Genomic DNA, 16,219 nt, shown 5'->3' on the forward strand with positions numbered 1-16,219 from the left:
GACCTACAACGACTTCTCGAAAATCTTCGAGTTGCGCTGGTAGTTGTACAGCGACGCTCGCGCCGCCGGCAGCCGTTCGACGCCACTGGGCTGGAAGCCGCGCTCGCGGAACCAGTGCGCGGTACGCGTCGTCAGCACGAACAGGGTCTCGAGCCCCAACGCCCGGGCACGGGTCTCGATGCGCTCGAGCAAGTCGTCACCCCGGCCACCATGGCGGTACTCCGGGTTGACTGCCAGGCACGCCAGCTCACCGGCCTGCGACTCTGCGATGGGATACAGCGCCGCACAGGCGATGATCATGCCGTCGCGCTCGACCACACTGAACTGCTCGATCTCTCGCTCCAGCACTTCGCGCGAACGGCGCACCAGAATGCCCTGCTCTTCCAGCGGGCTGATCAGATCCAGCAGGCCGCCGACATCCTCGATGGTCGCCTCGCGGACGATCTCGAACTGCTCCTGCGCCACCAGCGTACCGCCACCGTCGCGGGTGAACAGCTCGGTGAGCAGCGCGCCGTCCTCGGCGTAGCTGACGATATGGCTGCGCGCCACGCCACCCTTGCAGGCCTCGGCAGCCGCGTCGAGCAGTTCGCCCTGGTAGTCGCTGCCCAGGCGCTGCAGATGCGCCGGAACCTGCTGCGGACGCAGTTCGCGCACCAGCTTGCCGTGCTCGTCGAGCAGGCCCGGCTCGGCGCCGAACAGCAGCAACTTGTCGGCGCCCAGCTCGATCGCGGCACGGGTGGCGACGTCTTCACAGGCCAGGTTGAAGATCTCGCCGGTCGGCGAGTAGCCCAGCGGCGACAGCAGCACGATGGAGCGCTCGTCGAGCAGACGGCTGATGCCCTTGCGGTCGATCCGCCGTACTTCACCGGTGTGGTGGTAGTCGACACCCTCGAGCACGCCGATCGGCCGTGCGGTCACCAGGTTGCCGCAGGCCACCCGCAGGCGCGAGCCCTGCATGGGCGATGCCGAGATGTCCATCGACAGGCGGGCTTCGATGGCCAGGCGCAGTGCGCCGACGGCATCGATCACGCATTCCAGGGTCGCAGCATCGGTGATGCGCAGGCCATGATGGTAATGCGGGGTCAGGCCGCGGGCCGCCAGGCGGCTTTCGATCTGCGGACGCGAGCCGTGCACCAGCACCAGGCGCACGCCGAGGCTGTGCAGCAGCACCAGGTCGTGGACGATATTGCCGAAGTTGGGGTGTTCCACGCCATCGCCGGGGAGCATGACCACGAAGGTGCAGTCGCGATGGGCATTGATGTAGGGAGAAGCATGACGCAGCCAGTTGACGTAATCGGGCATGACAGGGCCTGTGGATAAGTGAACGAGACGGGTGAAGGCGCACAACGTTCGAAAGTCATCGTCGGAACAGGCTTGCGGTCACGCGCGGTCTCCTCTAGGCAGGAACGAATCAGGTCAATGGACGTTTAGCTCAGGCAATAGTGCCGGATCAGGTCACGCAATAGACGCACGGTAGGCTCGATTCGTGACATTTCAAGGTACTCGCCCGGCTGGTGGGCGCAGGCGATGTCTCCGGGGCCAAGCACGATGGTCTGGCAACCCAGCTGCTGAAGATAAGGCGCTTCGGTGCCAAAGGCCACCGCTTCGGCGCGATGACCGGTCAGGCGTTCGGCCAGTTGCACCAGCTCGGCATCGGCCGCCTGTTCGAATGGCGGCACCTCGGGGAACAGTGGCGCATAGTCGATACGTACCTCATGGCGCTCGGCCACAGGCCTGAGCTTTTCGCGGATCGCCGCGCGCAGTTGCTCGGCATCCATGCCCGGCAGCGGGCGCAGGTCGAATTCGAGGGAGCACTGGCCACAGATACGGTTGGGGTTGTCGCCGCCATGGATACAGCCGAAGTTCATGGTCGGCGCCGGCACGCTGAACTGCGGGTTGCGGTAGGTCTGCTGCCACTGCTGGCGCAGGCCCATCAGCTCACCCATGACCGCGTGCATGGCTTCCAGGGCGCTGTGGCCGAGGCTTGGATCCGACGAGTGGCCGCTGCGTCCGAGGATGTCGATGCGGTCCATGAGGATGCCCTTGTGCATGCGGATCGGCCTCAGCCCCGTGGGCTCACCGATCACCGCCGCCCGCCCCAGCGGCTGCCCGGCCTCGGCCAGGGCACGGGCGCCGGACATCGAGCTTTCTTCGTCGCACGTGGCCAGGATCAGCAACGGTTGCTTGAAGTCGTGCTCCAGCAGCGGAATCACCGCCTCGATCACCAGGGCGAAGAAGCCTTTCATGTCGCAGCTGCCCAGGCCGATCCAGCGCCCGTCCACCTCGGTGAGCTTCAGCGGGTCGCTGCTCCACAGCTGCTCGTCGAACGGCACGGTATCGCTGTGACCGGCCAGCACCAGGCCGCCGGGGCCGCTGCCACGGCTGGCGAGCAGGTTGAACTTGCCCGGGGTGACCTGCTGGATCTCGCAGGTGAAACCCAGGTCGCCGAGCCAGGTGGCAAGCAGGTCGATGACCTGACGATTGGACTGGTCCAGGGCTGCCTGGGTACAACTGACCGAGGGTGCTGCGATCAGCGCGGCGAACTGGTCTTTGAGCGGTGGCAACGGCATGCGCGGACTCCTCGGAAGCATGGGGGCATCATAGCAATCCCGTCCGCTGGCAGGGCAACTCCTGTAGACTCTGCGCAACCACGCCTTTCTTCGAGCCAGCGATGCACACAGAAACCGAACTCAAGCTCCGCGCCAGCCGCGAGACCCTTGCCGCCCTGCGCGAGCACCCCTTGCTGAAGAAGCGCAACAAGTCCGGCTGGCAGACCCGCGAACTGCTCAACCAGTATTTCGACACCCCCGCCCGCGAGCTGTCCGCTGCCCGTGTCGCCCTGCGCCTGCGCCGTGACGGCGAGGTCATCATCCAGACCCTCAAGTGCCGCGGCCAGAGCATCGCCGGCCTGTCCGAGCGCAACGAATACGAGTGGCACCTGGACAAGGTCAAGCTGGACCTGAAGAAACTCGACGCCAGCTGCTGGCCCGAGCAACTGGCCGAGCTGGACAAGAAGACCATCAAGCCGCTGTTCACCACCGACTTCACCCGCGAGTACGCCGAGATCTCCTGGGGCCGCGGCAAGGCCAAGGTGGTGATCGAAGCGGCGCTCGACCAGGGCTTCGTGATCGCCGGCAAGCGCAAGGAAGAAATCTGCGAACTGGAGCTGGAGCTGCGTGAAGGCGCGCCCGAAGCCCTGCTGGAGCTGGCCGCCGAGCTGTCGGCAACGCTGGCGCTGATGCCCTGCGACATCAGCAAGGCCGAGCGCGGCTACCGCCTGCTCGAGCCGGACAGCTACGAACTGGGCCTGCCGCACACCGAGCTGGACGCCGAGATGGCCGTGGACGACGCCTATACCGCCCTCGCCTGGCAGCTGCTGGGCAGCAGCCAGCGCCTGGCCGAGCAGTACCGTCACAACGGCCACTGGCGCCTGCTGCAGGAGTGGGTGCAGTGCCTGGCAGAGCTGCGCGCCCTCACCAGCAGCCTGGGCCAGGCCGCGCCCCGCGCTACCACCCGCGACCTGCGCGCGCGCCTGGACGCCCTGCTCGAAGACTGGCGCCCGCTGGTGCAGGCCGGCAACGACGACGAAGACATCCGCCGCGCCGCGCCCGAGCAGTTTGCCGAAGAGCTCGAAGACACCCGCTGGGGCCAGTTCTCGCTGGAAACCTCGCGCTGGCTGCTGGCCCGTACCTGGACCGTCGAGCGCAAGGGCCGTGGCGAGCGCCAGGGCAAGGCGCAACTGGCCAGCTGGCTGCTGCACCAGCTCGGCGAAGAAGGCCGTGCACTGAAGCTGCCGCTGTACACCCAGCGTCCAGAGGATCTGGGTGAGCAGTTGCCACGTATCGAGCAGTTGCTGACCTGGCTGCACCATGCCCGCCATGTGCTGGAAGTGCCGCAACTGGACCGCCTGTACGGTGACCTGAAGAAGCTCCACGAACTGGCCGACCAGCCGCTGGGCGAAGATCAGCCGGGCGAACTGTTCGAAGCCCGCATCGATCAGGCCCGCGCCATCGACCAGAGCCGCGCCTGGAAACACCTGCTCAAGGCCTGAGTCCCGGGCCTTGTGTCGCGAAGGGCTGGAGCAGCCCTTCGCGACATGCTCCAGCAGCCTACAGCGGCAGGCTGGTCGTGGACTTGATCTGCGATAGCGCCACGATCGAATTCACTTCCTGTATCCCCGGCACATTGGACAGCTTCTCGAAGAAGAACCGCTCGTAGGCTTCGATGTCCGAGGTGACGATACGCAGCAGGAAGTCCACCGAGCCCATCAGCACATAGCACTCCAGGACTTCGGGAAAACCGCGGATCGCCTCGGTGAACTCGGTGAAGTTGGAGCGGCCGTGCGCATTGAGTTTGACCTCGGCGAAAATCTGCGTGTTCAGGCCGACCTTCTTGCGGTCCAGCAGCGTTACCTGGGCGCGGATCACCCCTTCGTCCTTCAGGCGTTGAATCCGGCGCCAGCATGGTGACTGCGAAAGCCCGACACGCTCGGCGATCTGCGCGCTCGACAGCGAAGCGTCCTCCTGCAGCAACTCGAGAATCCGACGGTCGTAGGCATCCAGTTCGCTTTGCATGATCAAGTCCCAAAAAATCGATGCGCCGAATTATTCTATTCGCATACATGACGAAATCGACGAATCATAGCGAAGAAATGCCGGTAGCGACCTGCGAGAATTTCTCCAATCCCAAAGGAGCACCACATGAACGCACTCGAACGGCCCGACACCCTACCTCGCAGCGACGTCTGGGCCGCCAGCGCCATTCATGCCGAGGTGCGCTACCGCCTGGATATCGAGGCCGAGCCCGACAGTCTGTGCCGGGTTCTCAACCTCTTCGCCCTGCAGTTCCTCACACCGCACAGCCTGCAGGTCAGCCAACGCGACGACCTGCTGGAGCTGGAAATCGGCATCGGCGGCCTCAGCTGGCATCGCGCCGGGGTGATCGCGCAGAAAATGCGTAACCTGGTGTGTGTCGGCGAGGTGGTGCTGGAGAGCGTGCCGATGCTGTCGGAGGTAGCGGCGGGCTGAAACCGGCCTTCGCGGGAACGTGCGCCCACGCCGCAAGGAAAGATCCGGAAACCCATTGCCATGCCCCGATGCGCCCTCGCCCGGCTAACCTCCCCGTGCCCTCAGCAGCCCGGAAGCCGACATGCGCACCGCCCAGGATGGAAGCCTCGCCCTCGAGCATTTGCTCGATGCCCTGATGACCGAGCAGCGCCTGTGCCCCGACGACGCCCGGCGCGCACTCGATCAGGCCAGGGCACATCCCGCCCATCCGCTGGAAACCCTTGCCAGCCTGGGTCTTGACGACCCCTTGCGACCCGGTCACAGGCTCGACCTCGACAGCCTCTGTCACTGGCTGGCCGACAAAGCCGGCCAGCCCTACCTGCGCCTGGACCCGATGCAGATCGACCTGGCGCGCATCGATGGCCTGATTTCGCCGGCGTTCGCCAAGCGCCACGGCATCCTCGCCGTGGCCGTGAACGAGCATGGCATTACCGTCGCCAGCGCCCAGCCTTATCAACGCGAATGGGAAGCCGACCTGCGCCATAGCCTGGGCCTGCCGATTCACCGAGTGCTGGCCAACCCGGTGCAACTGCGCGCGCTAGACGACACCTGCCAACGCCTGTCCCGGTCGGTACAGGGTGCCCAGCAGCAGCAGCGCCACCGTCTGAGCGAGCTGGAGCAGCTGCTGGAATCAGGGAGCAGGCAAGCGGCCGTCAGCGCCGATGATGCGCACATCGTGCATATCGTCGACTGGTTGCTGCACTACGCCGTCGAACAGCGCGCCAGCGACATCCACCTGGAGCCACGCCGCGAGCAAGGCCGTTTGCGCTATCGCATCGATGGCCTGCTGCACACCGTCTACGTCTTCCCCGCCAGTGTCACGCTGGCCTTGGTCAGCCGCTTCAAGCACCTGGGGCGCCTGGATGTGGCCGAAAAGAGACGCCCCCAGGACGGCCGCCTGAACAGCCGCCTGGCCGATGGCGCGCAGGTGGAACTGCGCCTCTCGACCCTGCCCACCCCCTTCGGCGAAAAGCTGGTGCTGCGCCTGTTCGACCCGCAGCAACGGCACCAGGACTTCGCACAGCTAGGGCTGGACGGTATGTTGCTGGAACAATGGCAGGCGCTGCTGACCCGACGCCAGGGCATCATCCTGCTCACCGGCCCTACCGGCTCGGGCAAGACCAGCACGCTGTACGCCAGCCTCAAGTACCTGGCCAGCCCGCAGCTCAACCTGTGCACCATCGAAGACCCGATCGAGCGCCTGGAGCCCGACTTCAACCAGTTGCAGGTCCAACCCGCCCTGGACCTGGGCTTTGCCGACGGCGTGCGCGCCCTGCTGCGCCAGGACCCGGACATCATCATGATCGGTGAAATCCGCGACCGCGAAACGGCCCAGGTAGCGGTGCAGGCGGCACTGACCGGGCACCTGGTGCTGTCCACCCTGCACACCAACGATGCCTGCAGCGCGATAACTCGCCTGCAGGAGCTTGGCGTCGCCGACTACCTGATAAAGGCCACGCTGATCGGAGTGATGGCCCAGCGTCTGGCCAGAACACTTTGCACCGCATGCAATGGCGGGAATGCGCAGTCCGGCACCTGCCGTGCCTGTCGCGACACAGGCTTTCAGGGTCGAACGGGGCTGTTCGAGTTGCTGGTGCCCGACGATACCCTGCGTGCCCGGATCGGCCCCGCAGACGACCTCGCCAGCCTGCGCCGGCAGGCACTGGCACAGGGGATGCGCGATCTGCAGCGCTGCGGGGAAGACAAGGTCGCGCAGGGCCTCACCAGCGTTGCAGAAGTACTTCGAGTATGTGCCTGAGCCCCCGGCATGCGGGGGCTGCAACGGAACTTGCAGCCTTCGCGAAGATCCAATTTCACACCCTCCCGTCTTCACCCCCCGAGGTAATGCCCATGCGTCTCAAAACTGCCATAGCAGCTGCTGCCTTGCTGTCCTTGCCGATCGGATCCGCCATGGCCGACGGTTTCTGGCGCAATGTGATTTCGTCCGGTGCGACCACCGGCTCCACCTACCTGACCTTCAAGGATCACAAGCTGGTTGCCGCAGCCCAGGACGACGCCGGCAGCTTCGTGGCCAGCGAAGGCTCGATCCGCGGTCCTTACCTGGAAGCGGCGATGCGCCAGGTCCGTGCCGACAATCCCGGCGTGCAGGCCACCGACATGGAGCTGGCCAACGCCATCCTGGCCAGCAACGTCGGCGCCCGGTAATCCAGTCGATGCGTGTCGGCCGCCCCTGTCGGCAAGGGCGGGCCGGCACGCATCCGACCGATCAGCGCTGCATTCCCCACCGCCTCACCGTCAGTCGCTCGAGGGTGTTGAACACCAACCCCTCCACCAGCAGGCCGATCAAAATCACCACGGCAAGCCCGGCAAACACCTTGTCGGTATACAGCTCGTTGCGGTTCTGGAAGATGTACCAACCCAGCCCGCCCTTGCCGCTGCTGGCACCGAACACCAGCTCGGCAGCGATCAGCGTGCGCCAGGCGAATGCCCAGCCGATCTTCAACCCGGAGAGAATCGACGGCAGCGCCGCCGGCACCAGCACGTGCAGTACCAGGCGCAGGCCGCGCAGGCCGTAGTTGCGCCCGGCCATGCGCAGGGTCTCGGATACCCCGAGAAAGCCTGCGTAGGTGTTGAGTGCCAGCGCCCAGAGTACCGAATGCACCAGCACGAAGATCAGGCTGTTGTCACCCAGCCCGAACCACAACAGCGCCAGCGGCAGCAACGCGATGGCCGGCAGCGGGTTGAACATCGAGGTCAGGGTACCCAGCAGGTCGCGGCCGAACTGGGTCGAGACCGCCAGGCTGGTCAAACCGAAGGCCAGTACGATCCCCAGTACATAGCCCTTGAGCAGCACCACCAGCGAAACCCCGACCTTGGCCGGCAGCTCGCCACTGGCCATGCCGTCCCGGAACGCCGCCGCCGTTTGCAGGAAGGTCGGCAGCAGCAGGTCGTTGGCGGTGTAGCGCGCCACTGCCTCCCAGATCAAGGCGAGCAGTACAAGAATCACTGTCTTGCGCAGCCAGGCCTGTTGCCACAGGCGTTGGGCAAGCGGTAGCTCACGCTCCAGCGAAAGCCCTGGCAGGGGCTGCAGCGGCACTTCGTATTCCTGGCGTGCAGGTGTCGTCGTCATGCGCAGGCTCCTCCTGTCAGTAAGCGATGCGGATATCGTTGAAGCCCAGGTCCTGAGGCTGCTCCGGCTCGCCGGCTTCATCGAACAGCAGGCGATGGATACGTCGGGCGCTGGCCTGGAAGTCGCTGCCGCCCAAGCTGCCCAGATCGTATTGGTGGCTATGCACCTCGGCCCTTACCCGTCCCGGATGCGGCGACAGCAAGAGGATGCGGTTGCCGACCACCAGCGCCTCCTCGATGGAGTGGGTGACGAAGAGCAAGGTGAAACGCACCTCTTCCCATAACAGCAGCAGTTCTTCCTGCATCTTGCGTCGGGTCAGGGCGTCGAGCGCGGCGAAGGGCTCGTCCATCAGCAACACCTTCGGCTGCGTGGCCAGCGCACGGGCAATCGCCACACGCGCCTTCATGCCGCCAGACAGGGTGTGCGGGTAGGCGTCGGCGAAGCCGGCCAGGCCGACTTTCTCCAGATAGTGCAGCGCCCGCTCCTGGGCCTCGGCGCGCTTGAGCTGGCCCGAGACCAGCAGCGGAAACATGACGTTCTGCTTCACCGTCTTCCACGGCGGTAGCTGGTCGAACTCCTGGAACACGACGATGCGGTCGGGGCCAGGCCCCTTGACCGGCTGGCCCTGCAACAGGATCTGCCCTTCGCGCGGCTCGATGAAACCGGCCACCGCCTTGAGCAGGGTCGATTTCCCGCAGCCGGACGGGCCGAGGAGCACGAAACGGTCGGCGCGATCGACTTCGAAGCTGACCTGGTGAGTAGCGCGCACCACGCGCTGGGCGGTGCGGTACTCGAGGCTGAGATTGTCCACCTTGAGCAGCGGCGGCGTGTCGACACGGCTCAGGTTGCTGGCCGCGTGGCCTGGCAATGGGGCGGTCATGGTCGATCAGCTCCCCTGCAATGGGCGCTCATCCTGGAAGAAATAGTCCTTCCACGACTCGGGCTTGTGCTTGATGGCGCCGACCCGGTAGAGGAATTCGGCCAGCGGGTAAGTGTTCTTCGGCGTGATGGTGAACTCGTACTGCGGGTTGTCGATCAGCTTGATCAACGCGTCGCGATCGATCTTGGCCTTGGTCACGCGGATGTAGGTGTCGGCGGCTGCGGCCTTGTCGTTCTGGGCGAAGTCGGCGGCTTCGGCGAGCGCATCGATGAACGCCTTGTAGGTCTTGGGGTTGTCCTTGCGGAACTTCTCGGTGGCGAACAGCAGGGTCGGCGAATTGGGGCCGAGCAGGTCGTAGCTGTTGAGCACGATGTGCACGTTCTTGTTGGCCAGTGCCTGGTCCTGGAACGGCGGGTTGGAGAAATGCCCGTTGAGCTCGGTGCCGCCGGCCAGCAGCGCGGCTGTGGCGTCCGGGTGCGGCACGGCCAGGGTGTACTTGTCGAGGCGGTTGTATTCCTTGTCGCCCCACTGCTTGGCTGCCGCGTACTGCAGGAAGCGCGACTGCACCGAGACACCCACCGCCGGCACGGCGATGCGGTCCTTCTCGGAAATGTCGGCGATGGTCTTCACATTGGGGTTGCTGCTGACCAGGTAGTAGGGGAAGTTGCCCAGCGAGGCCACGGCCTTGACGTTCTGCCGACCGTAGGTGCGGTCCCAGACGGTGAGCAGCGGGCCGACGCCGGCGCCTGCGATGTCCACCGAGCCCGACAGCAACGCGTCGTTGATCGCCGCGCCGCCGGAAAGCTGCGCCCAGTCGACCTCGATGTCGATGCCCTGCTCCTTGCCGTGCTTCTCGATCAGTTGCTGGTCACGAACGACATTGAGCAACAGGTACACGATGCCGAACTGCTCGGCGATACGGATCTTGCCTTCGGCCTGGGCCACCGCCGGCGCCGCGAGGCCGCCTACGATCAGGCCGGCGCCCAGGCCGATGCTGGCCGCCAGGCGGCTGATGGATTTACGCATGATGAGAGTCCTCAGTCGTCAGAACGGGGCATCGCCCTGGATGGTGGTTCGGTAGAGCTTGCGGCGCAGGTGCGCGGGGCAACCGGCGGCCAGGTGGATCAGCGAGCGGTTGTCCCAGAACACCATGTCGTGCGGCTGCCACTGGTGGCGGTAGATGTTCTGCTCCAGCACGCTGAGGGCGTAGAGCTGCTGCAACACGTCGCGGCTTTCGTCATCGGGCAGGCCGACGATGCGAGTGGTGAAGCCTTCACTGACGAACAGCGCCTTGCGCCCGTTCTCCGGGTGGGTACGCACCACCGGGTGGATGACTTCGTTGACCTGAGCCAGTTGCTCGGCAGTCAGGGTCGGGCGCCAGTTGCCCTCGAACTTGGTTTCCGAATAGCGCGCCGTGTACGAGTGCGCGGCGCTGCGCCCCTCCACGACCTTGCGCAGCGCCTTGGGAACGGCGTCCCAGGCCTTGTGCATGTCGGCGAAGAGGGTGTCGCCACCCTCGCTGGGCAGCTCCTGGGCATGCAGCATCGAGCCAAGGCTCGGCAGCTCCTTGTAGGAGAGGTCCGAATGCCAGAACTTGCCGGCATCGCCCAGGCCGACATTGCGACCATCCTCGACGATGTTGGAGACGATCAGGATTTCAGGATGGTTCTCCAGCAGGAACTGCTTGAGCACATGGATCTGCAGCACGCCGAAGCGACGGCTGAAGGCGATCTGTTGTTCGGGGGTGATGCGCTGGTCGCGGAACACCAGGACATGGTGGTCCAAGTGGGCGCGATGGATGCGGGTGAAGTCCTCGGCGTTGACCGGCCGGGACAGGTCCAGCCCGAGGATCTCGGCACCGACGGCACCGGAGAAGGGGCGGATTTCGAAGCGTTGCGGCTGCGCGCTGTCGATGGACGACAAGGCGTTCGAGGCGGCTGACATTGTTCACTCCCACGCAGTGCGCGACTTCCAGGGGCGCGCATCGATTCAGAAACGCACGGGGATTTCCCGTGTGGGTTCGAGTCGTGCGGCGCGCCGATTGGTCGGCAGGTACGCAGTGGGAGTGACTATAAAGTCATAAGAAAAGAAATTTAAATATCGTTAACGAATATACATATACAGGAGCGGGCTCATAGGAGCGCCGCTCCCACACAGGATCACCGTTCGCGCAACGCCTCGGAACGCGCCTTGATGATCGGCTTGAGCAGGTAGCTCATGATGGTCTTCTTGCCGGTGAGAATATCCACCGTGGCGACCATGCCGGGGATGATCAGCAGCGGCTTCTCGTCAGAGCCCAGGTGGCTTCTGTCGGTGCGCAGCTTGATCAGGTAGTAGGTGGTCTTCTTGTCTTCGTCGGTGATGGTGTCGGCACCGATCTGCTCGAGCTTGGCCTTCATCCCGCCATAGATGGTGTAGTCGTAGGCAGTGAACTTGATCGTGGCTTCCTGGCCCGGGTGCAGGAAGGCGATATCCTTGGGCAGGATCTTCGCCTCCACCACCAGGGTGTCATCCAGCGGCACGATCTCGATGATGTCGCTGCCCGGCTGGATCACGCCACCGATGGTGTTCACCAGCAGCTGCTTGACGATGCCACGCACCGGCGAGGTGACCATGGTGCGGCTGACCCGGTCATCCAGCGCCTTGCCGGTCGCGGTGGCCTTGTTCAGCTCGGTGCGCGCTTCGTTGAGCTGGGTGAGCGCCTCGCTGCGGAATTTGCCGCGAGTCTCCTCGATCTTGCTCTGCACTTCCTTGATCGCCGCCTCGGCGCGAGGAATGGCCAGGGCGGTGGAGTCCATCTGGCCGCGGTTCTCGACTTCCGCACGACGCAGGCGCAGCACTTCGACCTGGGAAATCGCGCCCTGGGCCACCAGCGGCTCGGACATGGAGATTTCCTGGCGCAGCAGCTGCAGGCTGTTGGCGTACTGGGCGCGCTTGGAGTTGAACTCGCGCAGCTCCTGCTGCTTCTGCACCAGTTGCTGCTCCAGGCCACTGATTTCGTCGTGCAACTGCTGGCGACGGCTCTGGTACAGCGACTGTTCGCTGGCAGCCTGGCTTGGTGCGGCCTTGCGCAGTTCCTCGTCGATCTGCAGTGGCTTGTCTTCGACCTCGGCACTCAGACGCTGCACCCGCAGCGCCATGGCCAGGCGCGAAGCCTCGGTCTCGTCGACATTGGAGGCGAAACGGGTTTCATCCAGGCGCAGCAGGGGCTGGCCGACTTCGACGATCTCCCCTTCCTTGGCATAGATCTGCGCGACGATCCCGCCCTCCAGGTTCTGGATCTTCTGCACCTTGGACGACGGAATGGCCTTGCCCTCCCCGCGCGTCACCTCGTCGATGGGCGCGACGCTGGCCCAGACGATCAGGAACAGGAAGAAGGCGATCACCCCCCAGATGGTCAGGCGCACGATGCGCGGGGCATCTTCGATCAGTGCCTTGTTTACCTCCGGCAGCGGCTGGCCTGCCAGCGATTCGGAGCCTTTGAAATAGCGGCGCAGGTTGTCCTTGAAACGCCCGAAATCCAGCTTATGCAACACTGATCTGCCCCTTCTTCAGCGCTTCCATGACGGCGGCTTTCGGGCCATCCGCGACGATCTGTCCACGATCGATGACGATCAAGCGGTCCACCAGCGACAGCAACGAGGCCCGGTGAGTGACCAGCAGCACGGTCTTGCCTTCGATCACCGCGCCCAGGCGCTGCTTGAGGCGCTCTTCGCCGGTGTTGTCCATGGCGCTGGTAGGCTCGTCGAGCAGCAGGATCTGCGGGTTGAGCAGCAGCGCGCGGGCCAGGGCGACGTTCTGCCGCTGGCCGCCGGAAAGGTTCTGGCCGCGCTCGCCGACCTGCAGCTCGTAGCCGTCGGGGTGCAGGCGGGCGAATTCGTGCACGCCGGCAAGCTCTGCAGCCTGCAGGATCAGCTCGTCCTCGATGTAGCGGGCTCCGCTGACCAGGTTGTCGCGCAGGGTGCCGGCCAGCAGCTGGATGTCCTGCGGCACGTAGCCGATGTTGTGGCGCAGCTCGCTGACGTCGATCTGGCGGATGTCGACGCCGTCGACCAGCAGCGAGCCACCGTCGGCCTCATAAAGGCCAACGATCAACTTGGCCAGCGAGCTCTTGCCCGAGCCACTGCGGCCGATGATGCCGACCTTCTCGCCGGGGCGGATGATCAGGTTGATGCCCTTGAGCGCCTGGTTCTGCTGGTTCGGGTAGGTGAACTCGACGCCGCGGAACTCGACCGCGCCCTGCAGCACCTGGCGGCTCAGCGGGCGTTCCTCGAAGTTGCGCTCCTGCGGCAGTTCCATCATCTGGTCGGTGGCGACCATGGTCACCTTGGCCTGCTGGTAGCGGGCCAGCAAACCATTGAGCTGGCCCAGTGGGCCGAGCGCACGGCCGCTGAGCATGTAGCAGGCCACCAGGCCACCCATGCTGAGGTTGCCGTCGATGATCAGGTAGACGCCCACGCAGATCATCGCCACACCGGCGAGCTGCTGGATCAGCAGGGTGATGTTCATCGCCAGGCCCGACAACACCTTGACCCGCAGTTCGAGGCGGCTGAGGGTACCGAGGGTCTGCTCCCACATGTACTGGCGCTCGCTCTCGGCGTTGTTGACCTTCACCGCATCCAGCCCGGCGAGGGTCTCGATGAGGCTGGACTGGCGTTCGGAGGCCAGCGCCATGGTCCGCTCCATCGTCGCCATCAGCGGTTTCTGCAGGGCGTAGCCAATCCCCAGGGCCAGCGGGAAGGCCAGCACCGGAATCCATACCAGGTGCCCGCCGATGATGGCGATCACCATCAGGATCAGCAGGGTGAACGGCAGGTCGATCAGGCTGGTGAGGGTGAGCGAGGCGAGGAAGTCGCGCAGGCCCTGGAACTCGTGGATGTTCTGCGCAAAGCTGCCGACCCGCGCGGGCCGGTACTTCATCGACATGCCGACGATGCGCTCGAACAGCGTCGCGGAAATGATCAGGTCGGTCTTCTTGCCCGCCAGGTCCAGGCACAAGCTGCGCAAACCCTTGAGGATCAGGTCGAAGACATAGGCACCGGCGATGCCCACCGCCAGTACCCACAGCGTCGAGGTGGCCTGGTTGGGCACCACGCGGTCGTACACGTTCATCACGAACAGCGGCGCGGCCAGGGCGATCAGGTTGATCACCAGGCTGGCGGCGATGGCGTCGATGTACAGCCATTTGCTGCGCATCAGGGTGTCGCGGAACCACGAGCGCGCACGCGGAATCAGGTTGCCGTGGTTGACGTCGAACTTGTGCTGCGGCTGGGCGAAGAACACCTTGCCGCTGTAGTCGCTGACCAGCGCCTCGCGGGTCACCAGCACTTCACCGCCGTCGCTCTCGCTGAGCAGCAGGCGCGCGGTATCGTCGTTCTCCCAACCGAGCAGGACGGCGCTGCGGCCTTCCTTGAGCAGCAGCATGGCCGGCATGGCGATGCTGGGAATCTGCTCGAGCCTGCGTTGCAGCAGGCGGCCCTGCAGCCCGGCGCGAGCCGCAGCGCGGGGCAGCAACTCGACGCTCAGGCGCTGCGCCGGCAGCGGCAGGCCGGTGGTGAGCATGGCCCGGCTGGCGGGTTTCTGGTGCAGGACACACAGGGTCAGCAGGCTGTCCAGCAGCGGATCGTCATGCTGACTGCGTGGATCATGGTTGAGTTGTACTCGACTGACTTCAGATTCCACGCGGCGCTCTCTTCATCCTTGCGGTTGGATAGGACGGTGCGCCTTCAGTTCATGCCTGGCAGGTTCACCTTTGGCTTCAGATCGTTCTGTACGACGGTTGCCATGGGGGCAACGACACCCTGGCTCTTCAGCAGTTGACCAATGGTCGCCTTGATTCGGTATTGAGTAAACAACTGTGTGTTCTTCACTTCAACGAGACGACGTTGCGCGGTGAAGGTTTCATTCTCGCTATCGAGCAGGTCGAGCAAGGTCCGCTCACCCAGGCTGAACTGCTGCTGGTAGGCGCTGCGCACCCGGGTGCTGTGATCGACGTACTGCTGGGCGATCGGCAGCTGGGCGTTGGCGTTGTCCAGCGCGTTCCACGCCAAGCCTAACTCCTCGTTGAGCTGGCGCAAGGCATTGTTGCGGATATCCAGCGCCTGGTTGGCCAGGTACGACTTCGATTCCAGGTCGGCCTTGTTGCTGCCACCGGCATAGAGGTTGAAGTTCATGCGCAGCATGGCCTGCCACTCATTGTTGTGGCCAACGGAGCCGTCGAGGTTGTTGTCTGCCGTCCGTCCGAGTTCCGCATCGAAACGTGGATAGAAACTAGACTTGGCCGCTTCGTATTGCTTCTCGGCCGCCGCGATGTCGGATTCTGCCGAGCGCAGGATCGGGCTGCTCTCGACCATCTGGTGACGCGCTTCGTCCAGGCTGGCCGGCAACAGGTCGATGAACGGCGCAGGCGCGCTCAGCTCGTCCGGCATCTGCCCGATCACGCTCAGGTAGTTGGTGTTGGCGTCGGCCAGGTTGGTCTGTTCGGTGATCAGGTTGTTGCGCGCCTGGGCCAGGCGTGCCTCGGCCTGGTCAAGGTCGGCCAGACGCCCGACACCGCGGCTGGTGCGCAGCTTGATCTGGTCGAGGATGCGTTCGTGGTTGCGCAGGTTGTCTTCGGCCAGGCGCACCATTTCGCGGCGCGACAGCACATCGAGGTAGACCTGGGCGACCGTCAGCGCGGTGCGCTCGGAGGTGCCCATCAGGGAATAGGCGCGGGCATTGACGGTGGCTTGTTGACGGCCGACTTCACTGGAGGTGGCGAAACCGTCAAAAACCATTTGTCGAAGACGGATGCTTGACTCACCACGGTTCAGGGTTTCCCAACGGTGGCTTGTGCTCGGCGAGTCGCTGCCCTCGCGGCCGTAGCCGGCGGTCATGTCGACGCGCGGCAGGTAGCCGCCCTGGGCGGCGCGCAGTTGGTAGTCCGCAGCGGTACGGGCGTTGACGCCGGCCTGGATTTCCGGGTGCACGTCCAGGGCCTTCTGCATGGCTTCGGGCAGGGTTTGTGCTTGGGCAATGGAGGCTGCAAGGGCGAGAGGAAGAACGGTGAAAAGTGACGCACGCATTTTTACTGATTCCCAAGTGGCGCTGTTGTCCCAAATCACGGCCGAAGCGGGTCCGACCCCGGAAAATGGCGGCCGAAACTGAACGATTGGCGAGCTTGCGAGACTGTACGTAATTAAT

14 protein-coding genes are annotated in these 16,219 nt (G+C 64.7%); 4 read left to right on the forward strand and 10 right to left on the reverse strand.

Annotated features, from left to right (window positions below; genetic code table 11):
- Positions 1-3 precede the first annotated feature (3 nt).
- Together argA and argE are read right to left on the reverse strand one after the other, a co-directional pair.
- Positions 4-1,302 carry an amino-acid N-acetyltransferase gene (gene argA / locus AC1TXO_RS25945; RefSeq protein ID WP_486404360.1) on the reverse strand — a complete coding sequence of 433 codons (1,299 nt, stop codon included), beginning with the start codon at positions 1,300-1,302 and terminating at the stop codon, positions 4-6.
- A gap of 125 nt (positions 1,303-1,427) precedes the next feature.
- Positions 1,428-2,570, reverse strand: coding sequence for an acetylornithine deacetylase (gene argE / locus AC1TXO_RS25950; RefSeq protein WP_486404361.1), 1,143 nt, complete (start codon positions 2,568-2,570; stop codon positions 1,428-1,430).
- A 101-nt stretch (positions 2,571-2,671) separates the two neighbouring features.
- On the opposite strand from argE, the gene AC1TXO_RS25955 reads away from it, so the two are divergent.
- The gene (locus AC1TXO_RS25955; protein ID WP_486404362.1) at positions 2,672-4,051 is read left to right on the forward strand and encodes a CYTH domain-containing protein; all 1,380 of its coding nucleotides are present in this window, start codon (positions 2,672-2,674) and stop codon (positions 4,049-4,051) included.
- Positions 4,052-4,109: 58 nt separating this feature from the next.
- Here AC1TXO_RS25955 and AC1TXO_RS25960 read toward each other — a convergent pair whose 3' ends face one another.
- A complete protein-coding gene (locus AC1TXO_RS25960) occupies positions 4,110-4,574 on the reverse strand; it encodes an Lrp/AsnC family transcriptional regulator (RefSeq protein ID WP_486404363.1) in 465 nt (154 codons plus the stop codon).
- Positions 4,575-4,700: 126 nt separating this feature from the next.
- Between AC1TXO_RS25960 and AC1TXO_RS25965 the strand changes: the two genes are divergently transcribed.
- The 3 genes from AC1TXO_RS25965 to AC1TXO_RS25975 all read left to right on the forward strand — a co-directional run bounded on the left by AC1TXO_RS25965 (position 4,701) and on the right by AC1TXO_RS25975 (position 7,232).
- A complete protein-coding gene (locus tag AC1TXO_RS25965) occupies positions 4,701-5,027 on the forward strand; it encodes a hypothetical protein (RefSeq protein ID WP_486404364.1) in 327 nt (108 codons plus the stop codon).
- A gap of 121 nt (positions 5,028-5,148) precedes the next feature.
- The gene (locus AC1TXO_RS25970) at positions 5,149-6,825 is read left to right on the forward strand and encodes a GspE/PulE family protein (RefSeq protein ID WP_486404365.1); all 1,677 of its coding nucleotides are present in this window, start codon (positions 5,149-5,151) and stop codon (positions 6,823-6,825) included.
- Positions 6,826-6,917: 92 nt separating this feature from the next.
- A complete protein-coding gene (locus tag AC1TXO_RS25975; protein ID WP_486404366.1) occupies positions 6,918-7,232 on the forward strand; it encodes a DUF2388 domain-containing protein in 315 nt (104 codons plus the stop codon).
- Positions 7,233-7,293: 61 nt separating this feature from the next.
- Here the strand turns inward: AC1TXO_RS25975 and AC1TXO_RS25980 are convergent, their stop codons facing one another.
- The 7 genes from AC1TXO_RS25980 to AC1TXO_RS26010 all read right to left on the reverse strand — a co-directional run bounded on the left by AC1TXO_RS25980 (position 7,294) and on the right by AC1TXO_RS26010 (position 16,101).
- Positions 7,294-8,157, reverse strand: coding sequence for an ABC transporter permease (locus AC1TXO_RS25980; RefSeq protein ID WP_486404367.1), 864 nt, complete (start codon positions 8,155-8,157; stop codon positions 7,294-7,296).
- Positions 8,158-8,173: 16 nt separating this feature from the next.
- The gene (locus tag AC1TXO_RS25985) at positions 8,174-9,037 is read right to left on the reverse strand and encodes an ABC transporter ATP-binding protein (RefSeq protein ID WP_486404368.1); all 864 of its coding nucleotides are present in this window, start codon (positions 9,035-9,037) and stop codon (positions 8,174-8,176) included.
- Positions 9,038-9,043: 6 nt separating this feature from the next.
- Positions 9,044-10,063 carry an ABC transporter substrate-binding protein gene (locus AC1TXO_RS25990; RefSeq protein ID WP_486404369.1) on the reverse strand — a complete coding sequence of 340 codons (1,020 nt, stop codon included), beginning with the start codon at positions 10,061-10,063 and terminating at the stop codon, positions 9,044-9,046.
- A gap of 18 nt (positions 10,064-10,081) precedes the next feature.
- A complete protein-coding gene (locus tag AC1TXO_RS25995) occupies positions 10,082-10,981 on the reverse strand; it encodes a TauD/TfdA dioxygenase family protein (RefSeq protein ID WP_486404370.1) in 900 nt (299 codons plus the stop codon).
- Positions 10,982-11,196: 215 nt separating this feature from the next.
- Positions 11,197-12,573 carry an HlyD family type I secretion periplasmic adaptor subunit gene (locus AC1TXO_RS26000; RefSeq protein WP_486404371.1) on the reverse strand — a complete coding sequence of 459 codons (1,377 nt, stop codon included), beginning with the start codon at positions 12,571-12,573 and terminating at the stop codon, positions 11,197-11,199.
- The gene (locus AC1TXO_RS26005) at positions 12,563-14,719 is read right to left on the reverse strand and encodes a type I secretion system permease/ATPase (RefSeq protein WP_486404372.1); all 2,157 of its coding nucleotides are present in this window, start codon (positions 14,717-14,719) and stop codon (positions 12,563-12,565) included. The genes AC1TXO_RS26000 and AC1TXO_RS26005 overlap by 11 nt, the downstream gene beginning before the upstream one ends.
- A gap of 44 nt (positions 14,720-14,763) precedes the next feature.
- A complete protein-coding gene (locus AC1TXO_RS26010) occupies positions 14,764-16,101 on the reverse strand; it encodes a TolC family outer membrane protein (RefSeq protein ID WP_486404373.1) in 1,338 nt (445 codons plus the stop codon).
- Between the last annotated feature and the right edge of the window lie 118 nt (positions 16,102-16,219).

It is taken from the genome of Pseudomonas sp. FA117, assembly GCF_057370475.1.

Excerpts from the sequence above, each read along its gene's own strand:
- argE (WP_486404361.1), bottom strand. The coding sequence starts at position 2,570 with ATGCCGTTGCCACCGCTCAAAGACCAGTTCGCCGCGCTGATCGCAGCA.
- AC1TXO_RS25990 (WP_486404369.1), bottom strand. The coding sequence starts at position 10,063 with ATGCGTAAATCCATCAGCCGCCTGGCGGCCAGCATCGGCCTGGGCGCC.
- AC1TXO_RS25975 (WP_486404366.1), top strand. The coding sequence starts at position 6,918 with ATGCGTCTCAAAACTGCCATAGCAGCTGCTGCCTTGCTGTCCTTGCCG.
- AC1TXO_RS25960 (WP_486404363.1), bottom strand. The coding sequence starts at position 4,574 with ATGCAAAGCGAACTGGATGCCTACGACCGTCGGATTCTCGAGTTGCTG.
- AC1TXO_RS25970 (WP_486404365.1), top strand. The coding sequence starts at position 5,149 with ATGCGCACCGCCCAGGATGGAAGCCTCGCCCTCGAGCATTTGCTCGAT.
- argA (WP_486404360.1), bottom strand. The coding sequence starts at position 1,302 with ATGCCCGATTACGTCAACTGGCTGCGTCATGCTTCTCCCTACATCAAT.
- AC1TXO_RS25980 (WP_486404367.1), bottom strand. The coding sequence starts at position 8,157 with ATGACGACGACACCTGCACGCCAGGAATACGAAGTGCCGCTGCAGCCC.
- AC1TXO_RS25995 (WP_486404370.1), bottom strand. The coding sequence starts at position 10,981 with ATGTCAGCCGCCTCGAACGCCTTGTCGTCCATCGACAGCGCGCAGCCG.
- AC1TXO_RS25965 (WP_486404364.1), top strand. The coding sequence starts at position 4,701 with ATGAACGCACTCGAACGGCCCGACACCCTACCTCGCAGCGACGTCTGG.
- AC1TXO_RS25955 (WP_486404362.1), top strand. The coding sequence starts at position 2,672 with ATGCACACAGAAACCGAACTCAAGCTCCGCGCCAGCCGCGAGACCCTT.
- AC1TXO_RS26010 (WP_486404373.1), bottom strand. The coding sequence starts at position 16,101 with ATGCGTGCGTCACTTTTCACCGTTCTTCCTCTCGCCCTTGCAGCCTCC.
- AC1TXO_RS25985 (WP_486404368.1), bottom strand. The coding sequence starts at position 9,037 with ATGACCGCCCCATTGCCAGGCCACGCGGCCAGCAACCTGAGCCGTGTC.